The organism is Luteibacter flocculans (genome assembly GCF_023612255.1).
Classification (GTDB): Bacteria; Pseudomonadota; Gammaproteobacteria; order Xanthomonadales; family Rhodanobacteraceae; genus Luteibacter; species Luteibacter flocculans.
Genome location: NZ_CP063231.1, coordinates 3,568,409 through 3,586,239, shown reverse-complemented (window position 1 = coordinate 3,586,239; position 17,831 = coordinate 3,568,409). Strand labels below are relative to the sequence as shown.

The window sequence follows — 17,831 nt, the reverse complement described above, 5'->3', positions numbered from 1 at the left end:
CCACGACGAAGGAATTACCAGGTGAGCGAATACCTGTTCGAGATGCGTGACATCGTCAAGGAGTTTTCTGGCGTGCGCGCACTCAATGGCATCAACCTGGCCGTACGGCCAGGCGAATGCGTTGGCTTGTGCGGCGAGAACGGTGCCGGCAAGTCCACCTTGATGAAGGTCCTTTCGGGCGTCTATCCGTACGGCACCTGGGAAGGCGAGATCCTGTTCGACGGCAAGCCGCTAAGGGCGCACTCGGTGCGCGACAGCGAGGATGCCGGCATCGTCATCATTCATCAGGAACTGATGCTGGTGCCGCAGCTTTCCGTGGCCGAGAACATCTTCCTCGGCAACGAGATCCGGAAATTCGGCGGCGTGATGGATTACGACGCCATGTATGCCAAGGCCGAGGCGCTGCTCGCACGGCTGAAGCTGAAGGACGTGAACGTGGCTGCGCCGGTGATGAACTACGGCGGCGGCTACCAGCAGCTTTTCGAGATCGCGAAGGCGCTGGCGAAGAACGCGCGCCTGCTGATCCTCGACGAGCCCTCATCGTCGCTGACCTCCTCGGAGACCGACACGCTGCTGTCGATCATCGAGGATCTGAAGCGCGACGGCGTGGCCTGCGTCTACATCTCGCACAAGCTCGACGAAGTGGCTCGCGTCTGCGACACCGTCACCGTGATTCGCGACGGCAAGCACATCGTCACCAAGCCGATGAGCGAGATGACCACCCATTCCATCATCACCGCGATGGTCGGGCGCGAGATCGAGAACCTCTTCCCGAAAGTCGAGCACGACATCGGCGAGGTCATCTTCGAGGCACGGCACGTCACCTGCTGGGACGTGGCTAACCCGAACCGCAAGCGCGTCGACGACATTTCCTTCCAGGTGCGCCGCGGCGAAATCCTGGGCGTGGCCGGTCTCGTCGGCGCGGGTCGCACCGAGCTGGTCTCGGCCGTATTCGGCGCCTATCCGGGCCGCTACGAGGCCGAGCTCGTCCTCGACGGCCAGCCGATCAAGGTGCGTTCGCCCGAGCAGGCGATCAAGGCGGGCCTGTCGCTGGTGCCGGAAGATCGCAAGCGCCAGGGCATCGTGCCGATGCTGGGCGTGGGCGACAACATCACCCTGGCGACGCTCTCGCATTACGCACGTGCCGGCCAGATCGACCGTCAGGCGGAACTGCAGACGGTGGACGCCGAGATCAAACGGCTGCGGGTGAAGACGGCAAGTCCCGAACTGGCCATCGTCGGCCTGTCCGGCGGCAACCAGCAGAAGGCCGTGCTGACCAAGATGCTGCTGCCCAATCCGAAGGTGCTGATCCTCGACGAGCCGACCCGCGGTGTCGACGTCGGTTCCAAGTACGACATCTACAAGCTGATGTTCGAGCTGGCAGCGAAGGGCGTCGCCATCATCATGGTCTCGTCCGAGATGCCGGAAGTGCTCGGCGTCAGCGATCGCGTCCTCGTCGTGGGCGAGGGCAAGCTCCGCGGCGATTTCCAGAACGTCGGCCTCACGCAGGAGCAGGTGCTCGCTGCGGCGATCTCGCACGCCGCCGAAGGCCCCGCACACGCGGCCTGATTCCTCCACCCATTCATCGCGTCACCAGGGAAGCTCCTTCATGCAGGCCCAGAAAGTCCAGCAACTGTTCGTTCGCTACAAGATCCTCGCGCTGCTCATCGCGGTGGCGGTCATATGGGTGTTCTTCCATGTAAAGACCGACCAGACCTTCATCACGCCGAACAACCTGTCCAACCTGTTCCGGCAGATGGCGATCACCGGCATGCTCGCCTGCGGCATGGTGTTCATCATCATTGCCGGTGAGATCGACCTCTCGATCGGTTCACAGCTCGGCCTGCTTGGCGGCGTGGTAGCGATCCTCACCGTCAACATGGGTTGGGGCACGTGGCCGTCCATCTTTGCCGTGCTGGCACTGGGTCTCGTGATCGGCGCCTTCAACGGCTTTGTCGTGACGAAGATGCGTGTGCCGTCGTTCATCGTGGGCCTGGGCGGCATGCTCGCCTTCCGCGGCATCGTGCTCTACATCACGGGCAGCTCCACCATTGCCCCCGCGCCTGACGATCTCATCGCGCTGGGTCAGGGTTTCGTGCCGCCGATGCTGTCGCGCTGGATCGGTGCGGTGATCTTCCTGGCGATGATCGCGTTGACGGTCCGTCGTCGCATGCGTCGCTCGAAGCTCGGCCTGCAGCAGGGCGCGATGTGGATCGACGTGGCGCGTCTCGTTGCCATCGGCGCCTTCATCTTCGCCTTCGTGCGCATGCTGAACGACGCCAACGGCATTCCCATTCCGGTGATGATCCTGCTCGGCCTGCTTGCCGTGTTCACCTACGTCTCGACGCAGACCGTGTTCGGCCGACACATCTACGCCGTGGGCGGCAACATGGAGGCGACCCGCCTGTCGGGCGTGAACGTGGCCCGCGTGAAGCTGGTGGTGTTCGCGTTGATGGGCCTCATGTGCGCCTTCGCCGGCATCATCACGGTAGCCCGCACGGGCTCGGGTTCGCCGTCGGCGGGCACGGGCGGCGAGCTTGACGCCATCTCCGCCTGCTTCATCGGCGGCACTTCGATGCGCGGCGGTTCGGGCACGGTCTACGGCGCGCTCATCGGTGCGCTGGTCATGGCCAGCCTCGACAGCGGCATGCAGCTGATGGACGTCGACAACTCCTGGCAGATGATCATCAAGGGCGTGATCCTGGCCCTCGCCGTGTGGGTGGACGTGCTCTCGGGCTCCAACCGCAACGGCTGATTCCGCGCATCACCTGGTTCCAAAGCATCGCCGACAGGGTCGGCTCCCACCCAGTAGCCGCAACCTGGTGGGAGCGGACCCGGTCGGCGATGGTTGCTTGGGATAACGTCAGAACGAAAGGAAAAGGAAGATCATGGACGACCTGCAAATGCTTCAGGGAGCCTGGAAGCAGGTCCGCTTCGAAGAGAATGGCGTCATCGAACCGACCGATATCCACGGCGGCAACGGCAGGATTACCACCATCGATGGAGATCGCTTCGCGGTCAGGTCGCCCATGGGCGAACTCCTCCTTGCCGGTCGTTTTATCCTCGATCCGACGGCGCACCCGAAGTCGATCACCTGGATCGACAGCATGGGCGATGACGCGGGAAAGTTGCTCCCTGCCACGTACAGGCTGAGCAATGATGAGTTCGTTTTCATCGCATCGGACGAGGGCATGCCTCGTTCGCTCGTATTTGCCACCTCGCCAGGGCTGACCCTCCGCGGGTTCGTCAGGCACCGCGTCTAAATTCTTCCCATCAGCCAGCGGGGCGCTGCCTGACGGGAGCCGATCCTATCCGCGATCCCGTGGCAGCGGGCCGGTTCGGCAAGCACCCATCGCCGACAGGGTCGGCTCCCACCAATGGCTGGCTTCGCAAAAGAAAACGGGCGCCTGGGCGCCCGTTTCCATACCTTGCTGGAAGTCCGCTTACTTGCGGCGGGCAGCCGTCGCACCGAGACCGGCGGCATCGCGCAGGATGTCGGCCTTGTCGGTCTTCTCCCAGGAGAACGCCGTGAACGTGTTGCCGTTCTTATCGGTGATCTCATAGGGCTTGCGGCCGAAGTGGCCGTTGGACGCGGTCGGCTGGTACATCGGGTGCACCAGGTCGAGCATCTTGATGATGCCGTACGGACGCAGGTCGAAGTGCTTGCGGATCAGCTTCTCGATCTTGTCGTCGGCGATCTTGCCGGTGCCGAAGGTGGTCACGGAGATCGAGGTCGGCTCGGCGACGCCGATGGCGTAGCTGACCTGGATCTCGCAGCGGTCGGCCAGGCCGGCAGCCACGATGTTCTTCGCGACGTAGCGTGCGGCGTAGGCGGCCGAGCGGTCGACCTTCGACGGATCCTTGCCCGAGAACGCGCCACCGCCGTGACGGGCCCAGCCGCCGTAGGTGTCGACGATGATCTTGCGGCCGGTCAGGCCGCAGTCGCCCACCGGGCCACCGATCACGAACTTGCCGGTCGGGTTGATGTGGAACTTGGTGCCCTTGTGCAGCAGCTTCGCCGGCAGCACGGGCTTCAGGATCAGCTCGCGCACGCCTTCGATGAGATCCTTCTGCTTCACGTCCGGATCGTGCTGGGTGGACAGCACCACGGCATCGATGGCGACGGCTTCGCCGTTCTCGTAGCGCAGGGTGACCTGGCTCTTCGCGTCCGGGCGCAGCCACGGCAGCGGCGAGTTCTTCTTCTTGCGGACCTTGGTCTGCTGCTCCACGAGGCGGTGCGCGTAGTGGATCGCGGCCGGCATGTACTCGCTGGTCTCGTTCGTGGCGTAGCCGAACATCAGGCCCTGGTCGCCAGCGCCCTGTTCTTCCGGCTTCTTGCGGTCCACGCCCTGGTTGATGTCGGGCGACTGCTTGCCGATCAGGTTCAGCACGCCGCAGGTCTCGCCGTCGAAACCGACGTCGGACGAGTCGTAGCCGATATCGAGGATGACTTTGCGGGTCAGCGCTTCGAGATCGATCCAGGCGCTGGTGGTGATTTCACCCGCGACGATGGCGACGCCGGTCTTCACCAGCGTCTCGCAGGCCACGCGCGCGCGCGGATCCTGGGCCAGGATGGCGTCCAGAACTGCGTCGGAGATCTGGTCGGCGATCTTGTCCGGGTGGCCTTCGGAGACCGACTCGGAGGTGAAGAGGTAGCTGCTCATCGCGGTGATATATCCTTCTTTACGGATAAAGAGATAAAAGGGCGCGCCATGATACACGCCCTTGTCCCGGTTTGCAGCGGCCAGGGTACGCCCGGGGGATGACGATTGCATGGGTATTCAGGGCCGACGGTGCCCCGGAGCCCGCCCTGGCCTGGGCGGTCAGGAGAAGCCTGCCACCGGATGCGGCCCATAGGCGGCTTCGAGCGTCGCCGTCTCCTCGTCCGTGAGTACGAGGTCGAGCGCGGCGACCGCGTCGTCCAGGTGGTGGGGCTTGGACGCCCCGACGATCGGTGCGGTCACGCCCGACCGGTGCGCCACCCAGGACAACGCCACCTGCGCCCTTGGCACGCCGCGCGCCTCCGCCACTTTCTTCACCGCGGCGACGATCGCACGGTCGGAATCCTCGGTGGCCTTGTAGAGGGTGCTGCCGAACACGTCGGTGGCCTGCCGTTCGCTGCTTTCGTCCCAATCGCGGGTCAGGCGGCCCCGTGCCAGCGGGCTCCAGGGCAGCACGGCGATGCCCTGATCCATGCAGAACGGGATCATCTCGCGCTCTTCCTCGCGCTGGAGCAGGTTGTAGTGATCCTGCATGCTGACGAACTCGGTCCAGCCATGCAGTCGCGAGGTATAGACCATCTTCGCGAACTGCCAGGCGTACATCGACGACGCGCCGAGATAGCGCACCTTGCCCATCTTCACCACGTCATGCAGCGCTTCCATCGTTTCCTCGACAGGCGTCGTTTCGTCGAAGCGGTGGATCTGCAGCAGGTCGATGTAATCGGTGCCGAGGCGGGAGAGGCTGTCGTCCACCGAGTGAAAGATGGCCTTGCGGGATAAGCCGCCGCCGTTCGGTCCCTTGCGCCAGTGGAAGAACGTCTTGGTCGCGATGACGACTTCGTCGCGGCGCGCGAAATCCTTCAACGCGCGGCCGACGATTTCTTCCGACGTACCGTCGGAGTACGCATTCGCCGTGTCGAACACGTTGATGCCGAGATCCAGCGCCTTGCGGATAAAGGGGCGGCTCGTTTCCTCGTCCAGCGTCCATTGATGGTTGCCGCGATCGGGTACGCCGTAGGTCATGCAACCCAGGACCAGCGGCGATATTTCCAGGCCCGTGCGGCCGAGTTTCACGTAGCGCATAAGAACTCCATGGATGAAAGCAAGCGTTGCCGATAAGGCGTAGACGTTACATATACCTGCCATGGTTATCTTTAGGTATTCGCGACCCGGACGCGGTGCGCCCGTCGCATCACGTCAGCGGAGCAAACCATGTCGTCCACCCTCTCATCACCTCGCGCGCCAAGCATCAGTGGCGTGGTCGTCGCTGTGCTCGGTTTTGCCTTGGCGCTTGGCGGTGTGTGGCTCGCCGTCCTCGGCGGCAGCCTCTACTACCTGATCGCTGGCACGGCGGTGGGTGTCACCGGCATCTTGCTGGCACGCGGTTCCGGAGCCGCGTTATGGCTTTACGCAATCGTGCTGCTCGGCACGGTGCTGTGGGCCGTGGCGGAAGTCGGATTCATCGGTTGGCAGCTCGAACCCCGGCTGCTCGTGCCTGTGCTGCTGGGCATATACCTGCTGATGCCATGGATCACGCGCAGGCTGTCGCCGCGACGAGGCGCCGCCTTGGCACTGATCGTCGCAATCGTGGTGGGTGTCGGCGTCGGCGTGGCCGGATTCGTGCAGCCGGTGGGCACGCGGGGCGAAGCGGTGGTGCGCAATGCGGCGGACGGTCACGACACCTCCGTCCCCGATGGTGATTGGTGGTTCTATGGCCGCACACCGCGCGGCGATCGTTTCTCGCCCTTGGACCAGATCGACACGCACAACGTGACGAACCTCAAGGTCGCATGGACGGCACATACGGGCGACACGATGCGTCCTGGCGAAGACAAAGGCGGCACGGACGCGGGCCACGAGTTCAATTTCGAGGACACGCCGATCAAGGTGGGCGACACGCTGTATGTTTGCACGGGGCATAGCTGGGTCGTCGCTTTCGATGCCGCGACCGGCCAGAAGAAATGGACCTTCGATCCGAAGGCAAACACCGAAGCGGACGTCTATCTCGCCTGCCGTGGCGTGGCTTATTACCAGGCGCCGCCGGGCACGCAGACCGATTGTCCGCGACGGATCATTGCGCCGGTGCTCGATGCCCGGGTGATGGCGCTGAACGCCGACACGGGCAAACCGTGCGAGGACTTTGGCGAGCACGGTTTCATCTCGCTCACGCAGTACCTCGGCCACGTGCCGGCAGGCTTTCATTTCGTGACGTCGCCGCCGCTGGTGATGAAGGACCGCGTCATCCTGGGTGGCTGGGTCTACGACAACCAGGCGGAGAACGAACCCTCCGGCGCGGTGCGCGCGTTCGATCCGCTCTCGGGCAAACTCGTCTGGGCGTGGGACGTGGGCCACGATCCGCAGAACTGGACGCCCGGTCCGAACGACCAATTGACCCGCGGCACGCCGAACGCGTGGGGCGTCTACACCGCCGATCCGGACCTCGGCATGGTTTACCTTCCGATGGGTAACGCCACGCCGGATTACTTCGGCGGACATCGCCGTCCCTTCGACGAGAAGGTGTCCAGTTCCACCGTTGCGCTGGATATCGAGACCGGCGCACCAAAGTGGGTGTACCAGAACACGCATCACGATCTGTGGGACATGGACGTGCCGACGGGCCCGTCGCTGGTCGATCTGCCGGATGCGAACGGCGGTACGGTGCCGGCGCTGGTGCAGACGACCAAGCGCGGCGAGTTCTTCGTCCTCGATCGACGTACCGGCAAGCCTTTGACCGAGGTCACCGAGAAGCCGGTGCCGCAGAACGCCGTCCCCGGTGAGCGCACCTCGCCCACCCAGCCGTTCTCCGTCGGCATGCCGTCGCTGGCGCCGAAGGATCTGACCGAAGCGTCGATGTGGGGCGCCACGCCGTTCGACCAGTTGATGTGTCGCATCGAATTCCGCCGCGCTGCATACGAAGGACAGTTCACCCCGCCGCAGTTGAAGGACACGATCGTGTATCCCGCCTTCGACGGCGTGATCGACTGGCACGGCGCATCCATCGATCCGTACAACAAGCTGTTGATCGCCAACGCGAACTACATCCCCTTCATCATCAGCCTCGCGCCCCGCGGTCCCGCGGAGGCCAAGGGGCTGGTGAAGCCGTGGGATGGCTCGGGCAACGAACCCAAGGTGGGCGGTGGGCTGGCGCCGCAGTACGGCACGCCGTACGTCGGCAAGGTGCACCCGTGGTTGAACCCGCTCGACGTGCCGTGCAATCCGCCGCCGTGGGGCACGATGGCCGCCATCGACCTCGTGACGCACAAGCTGGTGTGGGAGCGCCCGATCGGTACCACGCGTGACACGGGTCCGTTCGGCACACATGTCAACGCGCCGCTGCCGACAGGCATCTTCAACATCGGCGGCAACATGACGACCCGCGGCGGTCTCGTCTTCATCGGCGCCACCGCGGACAACTACCTGCGCGCCATCGACGAGCGCACGGGCAAGGAGCTATGGAAGGCACGCCTGCCGGCCGGTGGGCAGGCCAACCCGATGTCGTACACGGTCAACGGCAAGCAATACGTCGTGATCGCCGCAGGTGGCCACAGTGGGCTGGGCACGAAATCGGGCGACTATGTGATGGCTTACGCGCTGCCTTGAATGGCAGCGCGCAAGCGCCTTAAACCCGCGAGCGCTCGCGATCCTCGCGCTCGCGGCAACGCCGGACCACGGGCCACCCCATGACGAGCCCTGCCAGCACGCCTGTGGATTCCGCGAGAAGTAAGTACTGGAGTAAGCGACGCCAGGTCAGCGCGACGCCGTCGGTCCAGGCACACAGGCAGTGCGTCGCGAACATGAGGGTGCCGAAGCAGAGGATGCCCGCCCGCCAGGTGTAGACCCACAATGACGGAGGTTCTGCGAGCCACTTGCCCAGGCGGGATAGGGCTGAGGTCACCGCGCCTCTCGTAAAGCGATGCCGCAGCTCACGGCAGCGCTCAAAGCGCCCATGCTGCCGCCGAAGATCGCACCGCCGAGACCTACCAAAGGTCCGCCCGTTATCAGTCCCGTAATACCGCCTCCCAGGGCAGCCACGCCGGTGTTCGACAAGAGGGTGGCTCTCGAGCAAGCGCCAGGTACTTTGAGGCGGCCGCCGGAAACTGAGGCGATTTCGGGAGAGGTAAGTTCACGCATGATTATTCATCCTTGATGGTTGTCAGAGGGGGGGGGTGGTACGTCAGGAGTGAGATGTTCCCAGGCGCCGCCCGTCGCTCGGAAGGCGCTTAGGGCTCGCCGTGGCGTAGGAGATGCCTTGAGGTGCCGCCCTTGATTTCCTCCAGACCACCTCCAACTAGCGGTGATTCGATCAACGGAGGCCGTCATGGCCCGCTGCAAGCACGCATTGATTCACGTCCCACCGATCGCCCCCTGGGCGCGTCGCGGGTGCGCGCGCGCCGTGAGTGGAGGTTCGTCGTCGTAAGGCGATGTGCGACCTCCAAGGTTCTCCAAGCACCCGCAAGGGTGCTTTTTTTTGTCCCGTTTTTCGCCATTCGATCTGGAGCAACGTGCCATGAAGAACTGCCGCGATCCCCGATCCTGACCGTCCTGCTCAGCCAGGGGCGGCGGTTCAGGACTGGGGAGTGCCTCGCTCGACGAATACATCGAGCCCCTGGCGTTATCCCATCAGGAAACCGTTAGCCATGAGTACCACCCGCGAAACCCGCATCCCCGTCGACCGTTGGCGCAACCTCGGCATCATCGCGCACGTCGATGCAGGCAAGACCACGCTGACCGAGCGCCTGCTCTACAAGACCGGCACGATCCATCGTACCGGCGAGGTGCACGACGGCGCGGCGACCACCGACCACATGGAACTCGAGCGCGAGCGTGGCATCACGATCGGCGCTGCGGCCGTGCGCGCGAATTGGACGCCTGACGGCGGCCAGCCGCATCGCCTGACACTCATCGACACGCCCGGACACATCGACTTCGCGATCGAGGTCGAGCGTTCGCTGCGCGTGCTCGATGGCGCGGTCACCGTGTTCTCCGGCGTGGCCGGCGTGCAGCCGCAGTCAGAAACCGTCTGGCATCAGGCGCGCCGTCATGGCGTGCCGCTGATGGCGTTCGTCAACAAGATGGATCGCCCCGGTGCGGACTTCGATGCGGTCGTTGCGCAGATGCGCGACACGCTTGGCGCGAACCCATGGGTCGTCGCTCGGCCGGTCATCGAAGGCGAACACATGACGGGTCTGGTCGACCTCGTGGCCGAACGCACCTGGCATTTCGACGATGCCGGCACGCCGAGCGTGCGTGCGTGGAACGACGCGGAACGCGCCGAACACGCAGACGCGCGCGCGGAACTGATCGCCGCCATCGCGGATAGCGACGAACCGCTGGCGGAACTCTGGCTCACCGAGCAGCCGATCGATGCGACGGCGCTAACCGCGGCGCTTCGGCGCGGCACGCTCGCGGGCAAGGGGTCGCCTGTGTTGCCGGGCTCCGCGTTCCGCAACGTTGGCATCGAGCCGTTGCTCGACGCCTTCGTGGCGTACCTCCCGTCGCCGCTCGATCGTCCGGCCGTCATCGGCCATGCAGACGACGATGGCAGCGAGGTCACGGTGGCGCCCGATGCGGACGCGCCGTTGGCTGCGCTCGTCTTCAAGGTAGTGAACCAGGCGCATGGTCCGCTGGCATTCCTGCGCATCTACGCGGGACGACTGAGCGTGGGTGACAGCGTGTGGCGGAGCGGCACCGATCGTGTGCAGCGCATCGGTCGCCTCGCGGTCGTGCGTGCGGAGGACACCGAGGCGGTGGAGCACGCCGAGGCTGGCGACATCGTGGCGATCGCGGGATGGAAGGACGTCGCCACAGGCGAAACGCTGTCCGCTCCGCAGCACCGCGTGCGGCTGGAGACGATCCAGGCGCAACCTGCGGTGCTGTCCTGGCGGCTGTCGCCGGAACGTTCCGCTGACCTGCTCAAGCTCGGCAACGGTTTGGCGCGTCTTGCGCAGGAGGCCCCGTCCTTCCGCGTGGGCACCGACCCGGAAACCGGCGAGACGCTGGTCTGGGGCATGGGCGAGCTGCACCTCGACGTGATGGTGGAGCGCCTGCGTCGCGAGTGGGGCGTGCAGGTGCGTACCGGCTCGCCGCGCGTGGCCTACCAGGAGACGCCGGCTTCCGCGTCGGGTCCCGTGGAAGGCAAGCTCGCCAAGCAGACCGGCGGCAGCGGCCAGTTCGCGCGCGTGGTGCTGTCCGTCGCTCCGACCGGTGGCGAGTCGAACAGCTACGAGGATCGCAGCACCGGCGGCGTGATCCCGAAGCCGTTCCAGGCCGCGGTGGAGAAGGGCGTTGCGTCCGCGCTGCTGGAAGGGCCTCGCGGCTTCCCGGTGGTGGGCGCGGCGGTGACGGTGCTTGACGGTCAGGCGCATGCGGTCGATTCCAACGAGATGGCCTTCCACCGCGCCGCGCAGATGGCGGTGAAGTCCGCGCTGGAGGCGACCGGCACCGTGCTGCTCGAACCGGTGATGCGCGTGTCTGTCAGTGCGCCGGGCTCGGCGGTCGGTGACGTGCTGGGCGATCTGCAACGCCGTGGCGGCCAGATCGTGAACCTGGTCGATCGGCAGGAACGTACGGAGATCGATGCCGACGTTCCGCTGGCTCAGTTGGACGGCTACAGCACGGCGCTGCGGTCGTTGAGCCAGGGCAGGGCGTCTGCCACGGTGGCGTTCCACGCCTACCGCCCGGCGACCCAGCAGGAAGCGGCTCGTCGGACCGCGTGACGCATCGGGGCTGGCCCCGGTGCAAGGAAAGCGTACCGTGCGCAATACGTCGCGCACGGTACGCGCTACGCTTCGCAGATGATTGCCTATCCCGACGCACTCGCCCTCCTGCTCGATGCCATCCGGCCGCTGGAGAGCGAATCGCTTCCGCTCGCCGACGCCGCACGGCGCTTTCTTGCCGCCGATCTGCACAGCCCGATGGCGCTGCCGTCGTTCGACAACGCGGCCATGGATGGGTATGCCGTGCGTGCCCACGGCAAACCGTTGCCGGCGGGTGTCAGCTTTGCCGTGGCTGCCATGCAGGCCGCGGGAGACACCGCCGACGCCTTTCCCCAGGCAGATGCCTGCGAGATCGCCACGGGTGCGCGCATGCCCGAGGGTTTCGATACCGTGGTTCCTGTAGAGCGCAGTGAAAGGCGCGATGGTCAGGTCCGCTTTCCGGCGGAAGAACGCGCAGGCCAGAATGTGCGCCGCGCGGGCAGCGACATCGCAAGGGGCGAGCTTGCGCTGGCGCGTGGCCGACGGATCGACACCGCAGCGACGATGCTGCTCGCGGCACTCGGCGTGGCACATGTCGACGTGGTGCGCCGTCCACGCGTGGCCGTGATCGCCACGGGCAGCGAACTCAACGCGACGGGTCCGTTGCCGCCAGGCGGCATCCACGATTCCAACGGCCCTTTCCTCGAAGCATGCTTCGCCCACTGGGGCACGGACATGCTGACACGCACACGTGTACCGGATGTCGGCGACGCCTTTGCGCACGCCGTCGGTGAGGCGATCGCGGCGCGCGCCGACCTGATCGTGACGACGGGTGCGGTGTCGGCAGGTCGTTTCGACTTCGTGCCTGCAGCGCTCGCCTCGCTCGGTGCGCGCGAGCTTTTCCACAAAGTCGCGATCCGCCCCGGTAAGCCGCTGCTTGCGACGCGCTTCGATGGTGGCCCGATCGTGCTCGCCTTGCCCGGCAATCCCATGGCGGTGGCCGTGGGTTATCGCTTCTTCGTGGCGCCCGTGCTGCGTGCGATGGCGGGGCTGTTTCCGGAACGGCCGACGAGGGTGCGTATGGCGGCGCCATTGATCGGCCGCGACGGCTTGCATCACTTTGCCCTCGGCCGGCTCGAACACGGTGCCGATGGGCGCCAGACAGCGCATGCGGCGGACGCGCAGGCATCCTTCCGGATTCTGCCGTTCGCCACGTCGAACACGTGGCTGTCGGCCTCAGACGCCCACGCCGAGCATGCCGACGCGTGGCCGCTCGATCCGGTGGATGCCGCATGATCCTTGGACTCGTTCTTGCCGGTGGCTTGTCGTCGCGGATGGGCGAGGACAAGGCGCTGCTTCGCATCGGCGGTCGCACGTTGCTGGAACGTACGACGGAGGTCTTGCGCGACGCAGGCGCCACACGCGTCGCGATCAGTGGGGCGCGCGACGGTGGCATTCCGGATCGCTGGCCACAGACGGGGCCGGTCGGGGGCATCGCCAGTGCCGCGTTGGTCCTACCCGATGGTGAATGGCTCGTCGTGCCTGTGGATATGCCGCGGCTTGGCTCTGACGTGCTGCTTCCCTTGCTGGCGGAACGCAGCGAAGCGGTGACGCACTGGCAGGACCACCCGTTGCCGATGCGGCTGCGGATGGATGCCGTGATGCGCGAAGCGCTCGCCGATGCGATGACGCGGACGGGCAGGGCCTGTTCCGTGTTCGGCTTGCAGACGCGCGTAGGGGCGACGACACTGCCACTCGACGGCCTCGACACGCGTGGGCTGCTCAACTGCAACACTCCAGACGAATGGCGCGAGGCGAACGCATGAGGGTGCAACTGGAAGACGACACGGTCAGGGTCCGCATCAACGAGGACGAACTGACGGAGCTGCTCCAAGACGTCGCCCTGCTGGGTTCGACGAGCTTCGGCATGGCCTTCACGATGCGCTACGCGATCGATGCCACCGATGCCGACGCATGCACGCTTTCCGGCACGGCCCACGAATGGCGTATGGAAGTACCGCGCGACGCTCTGCGTGAGCTGCAGGCGAAGCTGCCGAGCAAGGACGGGCTGACCTTCGACATCCCCGGTCGCGATACCGTCGCCACCACCGTGCGTTTCGACGTCGACGTGAAGGACAGCCTGCGCCGTCGGCGCGCCTGACGTCAGCCGATACGTTCCGGTCGTGTGTAGACGTTGAAGCGCCCCGGGCGCGCGAAGCCCACCAGCGTGACCCCGCAATCCGCGGCGAGATGCACCGCGAGCGCCGTAGGGGCGGAGATAGCCACCACGATGGTGATGCCGGCGGTGGCGGCCTTGGTCACCATCTCGTAGCTGGCGCGGCTGGTGAGGACCGCGAAGCCGTCGCGTGGATCGGTACCTTCGAGCAGCATCGCACCGATGAGCTTGTCGAGTGCGTTATGCCTGCCGACGTCTTCGCGCACGGTGACGATGCTGCCGTCGGGCAGGGCCCAGGCTGCAGCGTGAACGGAGCCGGTATATGCGTTGATCGGCTGGCGCGAGCGGAGCGTTTCCAGCGCACGCTCGATCGCATCCGCGCCGATGGTCGGTCCCGCTGCAACGGGCAGCGGATGACGTACCACGTCTTCCAGTTCGCGGCTGCCGCAGATACCGCAGCCGCTGCGGCCCGGCAATTCGCGCGGCGCCGGGGTGTCTGCGCTTGAAGGCGGATGCTCAATGTGCCTGCCGGTGCGTATGTCGACCACGACGCCTTCCAGCACCTCGCGAACCTCGATGTCCACGATGTCGAGCACCGTACCGATCCGACCTTCGGTCAGCGCGAAGCCGCGTGCGAAGTCTTCGAGGTCGGCAGGCGTCGTCATCATCACGGCGAAGGGCGCGCCGTCGAAGTGCATCGCTACCGGTACTTCTTCAGCGAGCCGGTCCTCGCTTTCGACGTAGCGCCCGCGCTCGAAACGCAACACCGGCCGCGTGGCGCAGCCGGCGGGCAGGGTGCGCTCAGACGGCATGGGCCGCCGTGGGCGTTTGAGTCATCGCATTGGCCGATGTGATGCGTACCGGCACCGATTTGTACGCTGGGGTGCCCGAGCGCCGGTCATGGCTTTCCAGCGCAATGAGCGCATTGCCCTCGGGGTAATACATCGCGACCGAGCCCTCGGCGATCTCGAAAGCCACGGCGATGAAACCGCGCACCGCGCGTTCCTTGCCGTCGGCGGCGTTGGCACCGGTGGCGAACACGTCGATGCGATCGCCGTGCTTGAGGCCGCGTGCAGCGAGATCGTTCGGGTGCATGAACACGACGTCGCGTCGTCCGCTTACACCGCGATAGCGGTCGTTGAGCCCGTAGATCGTGGTGTTGTACTGGTCGTGCGAGCGGATCGTCGTCAGCATCAACTCGTGCGCTTCGAGCGGCGCATCCTCGTCCAGCCCTTTCGCCAGGAGGAAATGGGCGCGTTTGTCCGGCGTGGCCCAGTCGCGTTCGCTGGCGGCGACGCGCAGGCGGAAGCCGCCCGGTTCGCTGACGCGCTTGTTGAAGTTGAAGAAGATCGGGAAGACCTTTTCGATGTCGTCGCGGATGAGGTTGTAGTCGCCGACGAGGCGGTCCCAATCCACGCGCGTGTTCGGCAAGGTGGCCTTCGCGATGCCGGCGACGATCCAGGGCTCCGAGCGCAGGTGTTCCGAGGCGGGCGTGAGCGTGCCCGCCGAGGCATGCACCATCGACATCGAATCTTCCACCGTCACGGCCTGCGGACCGGTGGCCTGCACGTCGAGTTCTGTACGGCCGAGGCAGGGCAGGATGAACGACGCTTTCGCCAGGATCAGGTGCGACCTGTTGAGCTTCGTAGCGATATGTACGGCGAGGTCCAGCTTGCGCATCGCCTCGAAGGTTTCATCGGTATCGGGCATGGCGACCGCGAGATTGCCGCCCAGCGCGACCAATGCCTTGGAGCGCCCTTCGCGAATCGCGATGACCGCAGCCACGGCGTCATGCCCATGGGCGATCGGCGGCTCGAAGCCGTAGGTTTTGCGGATGCCGTCGTTGAGTGCATCGTTGGGCTTCTCGGTGATGCCTACCGTGCGATCGCCCTGCACGTTGCTGTGCCCGCGCAACGGGCAGATGCCTGCACCGCGGCGCCCGATGTTGCCGCGCAGAAGCAGCAGGTTTGCAATCTGTTGGACGTTCTCGGTGCCGTGAGCGTGCTGGGTGATGCCCATGCCGTAGCAGACGATGACGTTCTTCGCCTTCGCATAGATATCCGCGGCGTCTTCGATCTGCGCACGGGTCAGGCCCGAGTGCCGCTCGATCGCTTCCCACGAGGTTTGCGCGACATCGTCGGCGAGCGCCTCGAAGCCGGTGGTCTGCGTGGCGATGAAGTCGCGGTCGATCACGCCCGGCATGCCTGCGGCGATGGCGCGCGCGTCGGCGTCCAGCAGCGACTTCGTCATGCCTTTCAGCACGGCGACGTCGCCGCCGATCTTGAGCTTGTAGTACGTGGAGGCGATGCGTACCGAGGTGCCGGTCAGCATTTCCACAGGGCTCTGCGGTGACGTGAAGCGTTCGAGGCCGCGTTCGGGCAGCGGGTTCAGTACCACGATAGGCACGCCGCGCAGCGAGGCCTCACGCAAGGTGCCCAGCATGCGTGGATGGTTCGTGCCGGGGTTGTGGCCGATGCAGAAGATGGCGTCGCAGTGTTCGAAGTCGTCGAGCGTCACGGTGCCCTTGCCCACGCCCAGCGACTGCGGCAAGCCGACGCTCGTCGCTTCGTGGCACATGTTCGAGCAATCCGGGAAGTTGTTGGTGCCGTATTCGCGCACGAACAACTGGTAGAGGAACGCGGCCTCGTTGGATGCACGGCCGGAGGTATAGAACTCGGCCATGTTCGGGTCGGGTAGCGCACGGAGTGCTTCGCCGATGCGGCGGAACGCTTCGTTCCATTCGATGGGCTGATAGGTGTCCGAGGCCGGATCGTAGGCCATCGGATGGGTGATCCGGCCCAGGCCTTCCAGCGCGTAGTCGCTCAGATTCCAGAGATCCGCGACCTTGTTGCTCGCGAAGAACTCGGGGCGCACGCGCTTCGCCGTGGCCTCCCATGACACCGCCTTGGCGCCGTTCTCGCAGAATTCGAACGACGAGGTTTCCTTGGGGTCCGGCCAGGCGCAGCCGGGGCAGTCGAAGCCCTTGGGCTGGTTCACCTTGTGCAGCGCGATCGATTCGCGCGCGATGGCCATCTGTCCGCTGAGCGCGCGGGCGACGGCGCCCAGGGCACCCCATCCGCCTGCGGGGCCGTCGTAGGGTTCGATGCCGGGGACCTGGTCTTCGCTCATGGTCGTCGCTCGCTGGGGAGGGGGCCGTACCGCCGGATCATTCTACGCAGCGCGTCGGCAGGCAATTAAACCAAGGTACGTGTCGACACGGTGTAGCGCCGCGTTACGCGGCCAGCGAGACGCCCGCTTCCAGCGCGTCGAAGTAGTCGCGCGTCAGGCGGAGCTGCGTCGCGGCGTCTTCCGCCTTGTTCACCACGTGGCGGAACGCGGCATTCTCGGCGCGGTCCTTCGCGTACCAGCCCAGATGCTTGCGCGCGATGCGCACGCCCATCGTCTCGCCGTAGAACGCGTAGAGGTGTTCGAGATGCGGCACCAGAATGTCGCGCACCTCGCGCGGTGTCGGTTCGGGCAGGAAACCACCCGTCTCCAGGTGGTGAGCGATCTCGCGGAAGATCCATGGACGGCCCTGCGCGCCGCGGCCGATCATGACGGCATCGGCCCCCGTGATGCGCAGCACCTCGCGCGCCTTCACGGGGTCGACGATGTCGCCGTTGGCGAGCACGGGAATCGAGACGCTGGCCTTCACCGCGGCGATCGTGGCGTACTCGGCCTCGCCTTCGTACTTGTCCGCACGCGTGCGGCCGTGCACGGCCAGTGCGGCGATACCCGCGTCCTCGGCGATGCGCGCAATGGTGAGCGCGTTGCGATGATCGCGGTCCCAGCCGGTGCGGATCTTCAGTGTGACCGGCACGTCCACCGCCTTCACCACGGCGTGAAGAATGCGTGCCACCAGCGGTTCGTCCTGCAGCAGCGCCGAACCGGACCACACGTTGCAGACCTTCTTCGCCGGGCAACCCATGTTGATGTCGACGATCTGCGCGCCGTTGTCGGCGTTGTACCGGGCCGCTTCCGCCAGCATGCCGGGGTCGTAGCCGGCGATCTGCACACTGACTGGTTCCGGCTCGCCGTCGTGATCCATGCGGCGCAAGGACTTGCGGGTGTGCCAGAGGCGCGGGTCGGCGGTGGTCATCTCGGACACGGCCAACCCGGCCCCCATGCGTTTGCACAGGAGCCGGAACGGCTTGTCGGTGACGCCGGCCATGGGCGCGAGGACCACGGCGGGCGCGATGGCGTAAGGGCCGATGCGCATGCCGGGGATTTTACGCGACG

General features: G+C 65.8%; 14 protein-coding genes. 8 read left to right on the top strand and 6 right to left on the bottom strand.

The annotated features are described in order from the left end of the window. Nucleotides 1-21 precede the first annotated feature (21 nt). From IM816_RS15610 to IM816_RS15600, 3 genes are all read left to right on the top strand, one after another. Nucleotides 22-1,569: a xylose ABC transporter ATP-binding protein gene (locus IM816_RS15610; protein ID WP_072322096.1), complete on the top strand. Its 1,548-nt coding sequence runs from the start codon at nt 22-24 to the stop codon at nt 1,567-1,569. A gap of 40 nt (nt 1,570-1,609) precedes the next feature. Next, complete coding sequence (locus tag IM816_RS15605; protein ID WP_072322095.1) at nt 1,610-2,755, top strand: sugar ABC transporter permease; 1,146 nt, start codon at nt 1,610-1,612, stop codon at nt 2,753-2,755. Between the two features lie 133 nt (nt 2,756-2,888). Then, nucleotides 2,889-3,263: a TIGR03067 domain-containing protein gene (locus IM816_RS15600; protein ID WP_250338790.1), complete on the top strand. Its 375-nt coding sequence runs from the start codon at nt 2,889-2,891 to the stop codon at nt 3,261-3,263. A gap of 180 nt (nt 3,264-3,443) precedes the next feature. Here IM816_RS15600 and metK read toward each other — a convergent pair whose 3' ends face one another. Then, the gene (gene metK, locus IM816_RS15595) at nt 3,444-4,664 is read right to left on the bottom strand and encodes a methionine adenosyltransferase (RefSeq protein ID WP_250338789.1); all 1,221 of its coding nucleotides are present in this window, start codon (nt 4,662-4,664) and stop codon (nt 3,444-3,446) included. Between the two features lie 159 nt (nt 4,665-4,823). Then, the gene (locus IM816_RS15590; protein WP_250338788.1) at nt 4,824-5,804 is read right to left on the bottom strand and encodes an aldo/keto reductase; all 981 of its coding nucleotides are present in this window, start codon (nt 5,802-5,804) and stop codon (nt 4,824-4,826) included. Nucleotides 5,805-5,933: 129 nt separating this feature from the next. Here IM816_RS15590 and IM816_RS15585 point away from each other — a divergent pair, with 129 nt between their 5' ends. Next, nucleotides 5,934-8,321, top strand: coding sequence for a membrane-bound PQQ-dependent dehydrogenase, glucose/quinate/shikimate family (locus tag IM816_RS15585; protein WP_250338787.1), 2,388 nt, complete (start codon nt 5,934-5,936; stop codon nt 8,319-8,321). 19 nt (nt 8,322-8,340) lie between these two features. On the opposite strand, the gene IM816_RS15580 is transcribed toward IM816_RS15585, so the two are convergent. Then, nucleotides 8,341-8,616: a hypothetical protein gene (locus IM816_RS15580; protein WP_072322091.1), complete on the bottom strand. Its 276-nt coding sequence runs from the start codon at nt 8,614-8,616 to the stop codon at nt 8,341-8,343. A 742-nt stretch (nt 8,617-9,358) separates the two neighbouring features. Here IM816_RS15580 and fusA point away from each other — a divergent pair. The 4 genes from fusA (at nt 9,359) to IM816_RS15560 (ending at nt 13,577) form a co-directional block, all read left to right on the top strand. Then, nucleotides 9,359-11,437 (top strand): elongation factor G, encoded by a 2,079-nt coding sequence (gene fusA, locus IM816_RS15575; protein WP_250338786.1) that lies wholly within the window; start codon nt 9,359-9,361, stop codon nt 11,435-11,437. A gap of 78 nt (nt 11,438-11,515) precedes the next feature. Next, nucleotides 11,516-12,712: a molybdopterin molybdotransferase MoeA gene (locus IM816_RS15570; RefSeq protein WP_250338785.1), complete on the top strand. Its 1,197-nt coding sequence runs from the start codon at nt 11,516-11,518 to the stop codon at nt 12,710-12,712. After that, entirely contained in the window at nt 12,709-13,242 is a 534-nt protein-coding gene (mobA, locus tag IM816_RS15565) for a molybdenum cofactor guanylyltransferase (RefSeq protein ID WP_250338784.1), read from the top strand. The genes IM816_RS15570 and mobA overlap by 4 nt, the downstream gene beginning before the upstream one ends. Next, nucleotides 13,239-13,577, top strand: a complete 339-nt coding sequence (locus tag IM816_RS15560; RefSeq protein WP_250338783.1) for a DUF7009 family protein — start codon at nt 13,239-13,241, stop codon at nt 13,575-13,577. Before mobA ends, IM816_RS15560 begins: the two co-directional genes overlap by 4 nt. A 2-nt stretch (nt 13,578-13,579) precedes the next feature. Here IM816_RS15560 and fdhD read toward each other — a convergent pair whose 3' ends face one another. The 3 genes from fdhD to dusB form a co-directional block, all read right to left on the bottom strand. Then, nucleotides 13,580-14,404: a formate dehydrogenase accessory sulfurtransferase FdhD gene (gene fdhD, locus IM816_RS15555; protein WP_250338782.1), complete on the bottom strand. Its 825-nt coding sequence runs from the start codon at nt 14,402-14,404 to the stop codon at nt 13,580-13,582. Next, the gene (locus tag IM816_RS15550) at nt 14,394-16,721 is read right to left on the bottom strand and encodes an FdhF/YdeP family oxidoreductase (protein WP_250338781.1); all 2,328 of its coding nucleotides are present in this window, start codon (nt 16,719-16,721) and stop codon (nt 14,394-14,396) included. Before IM816_RS15550 ends, fdhD begins: the two co-directional genes overlap by 11 nt. 103 nt (nt 16,722-16,824) lie before the next feature. Further along, nucleotides 16,825-17,811: a tRNA dihydrouridine synthase DusB gene (dusB, locus tag IM816_RS15545; RefSeq protein ID WP_250338780.1), complete on the bottom strand. Its 987-nt coding sequence runs from the start codon at nt 17,809-17,811 to the stop codon at nt 16,825-16,827. Between the last annotated feature and the right edge of the window lie 20 nt (nt 17,812-17,831).

Excerpts from the sequence above, each read along its gene's own strand:
- metK (WP_250338789.1), bottom strand. The coding sequence starts at position 4,664 with ATGAGCAGCTACCTCTTCACCTCCGAGTCGGTCTCCGAAGGCCACCCG.
- IM816_RS15600 (WP_250338790.1), top strand. The coding sequence starts at position 2,889 with ATGGACGACCTGCAAATGCTTCAGGGAGCCTGGAAGCAGGTCCGCTTC.
- IM816_RS15605 (WP_072322095.1), top strand. The coding sequence starts at position 1,610 with ATGCAGGCCCAGAAAGTCCAGCAACTGTTCGTTCGCTACAAGATCCTC.
- IM816_RS15590 (WP_250338788.1), bottom strand. The coding sequence starts at position 5,804 with ATGCGCTACGTGAAACTCGGCCGCACGGGCCTGGAAATATCGCCGCTG.
- IM816_RS15585 (WP_250338787.1), top strand. The coding sequence starts at position 5,934 with ATGTCGTCCACCCTCTCATCACCTCGCGCGCCAAGCATCAGTGGCGTG.
- dusB (WP_250338780.1), bottom strand. The coding sequence starts at position 17,811 with ATGCGCATCGGCCCTTACGCCATCGCGCCCGCCGTGGTCCTCGCGCCC.
- IM816_RS15560 (WP_250338783.1), top strand. The coding sequence starts at position 13,239 with ATGAGGGTGCAACTGGAAGACGACACGGTCAGGGTCCGCATCAACGAG.
- IM816_RS15550 (WP_250338781.1), bottom strand. The coding sequence starts at position 16,721 with ATGAGCGAAGACCAGGTCCCCGGCATCGAACCCTACGACGGCCCCGCA.
- IM816_RS15570 (WP_250338785.1), top strand. The coding sequence starts at position 11,516 with ATGATTGCCTATCCCGACGCACTCGCCCTCCTGCTCGATGCCATCCGG.
- mobA (WP_250338784.1), top strand. The coding sequence starts at position 12,709 with ATGATCCTTGGACTCGTTCTTGCCGGTGGCTTGTCGTCGCGGATGGGC.
- fusA (WP_250338786.1), top strand. The coding sequence starts at position 9,359 with ATGAGTACCACCCGCGAAACCCGCATCCCCGTCGACCGTTGGCGCAAC.
- fdhD (WP_250338782.1), bottom strand. The coding sequence starts at position 14,404 with ATGCCGTCTGAGCGCACCCTGCCCGCCGGCTGCGCCACGCGGCCGGTG.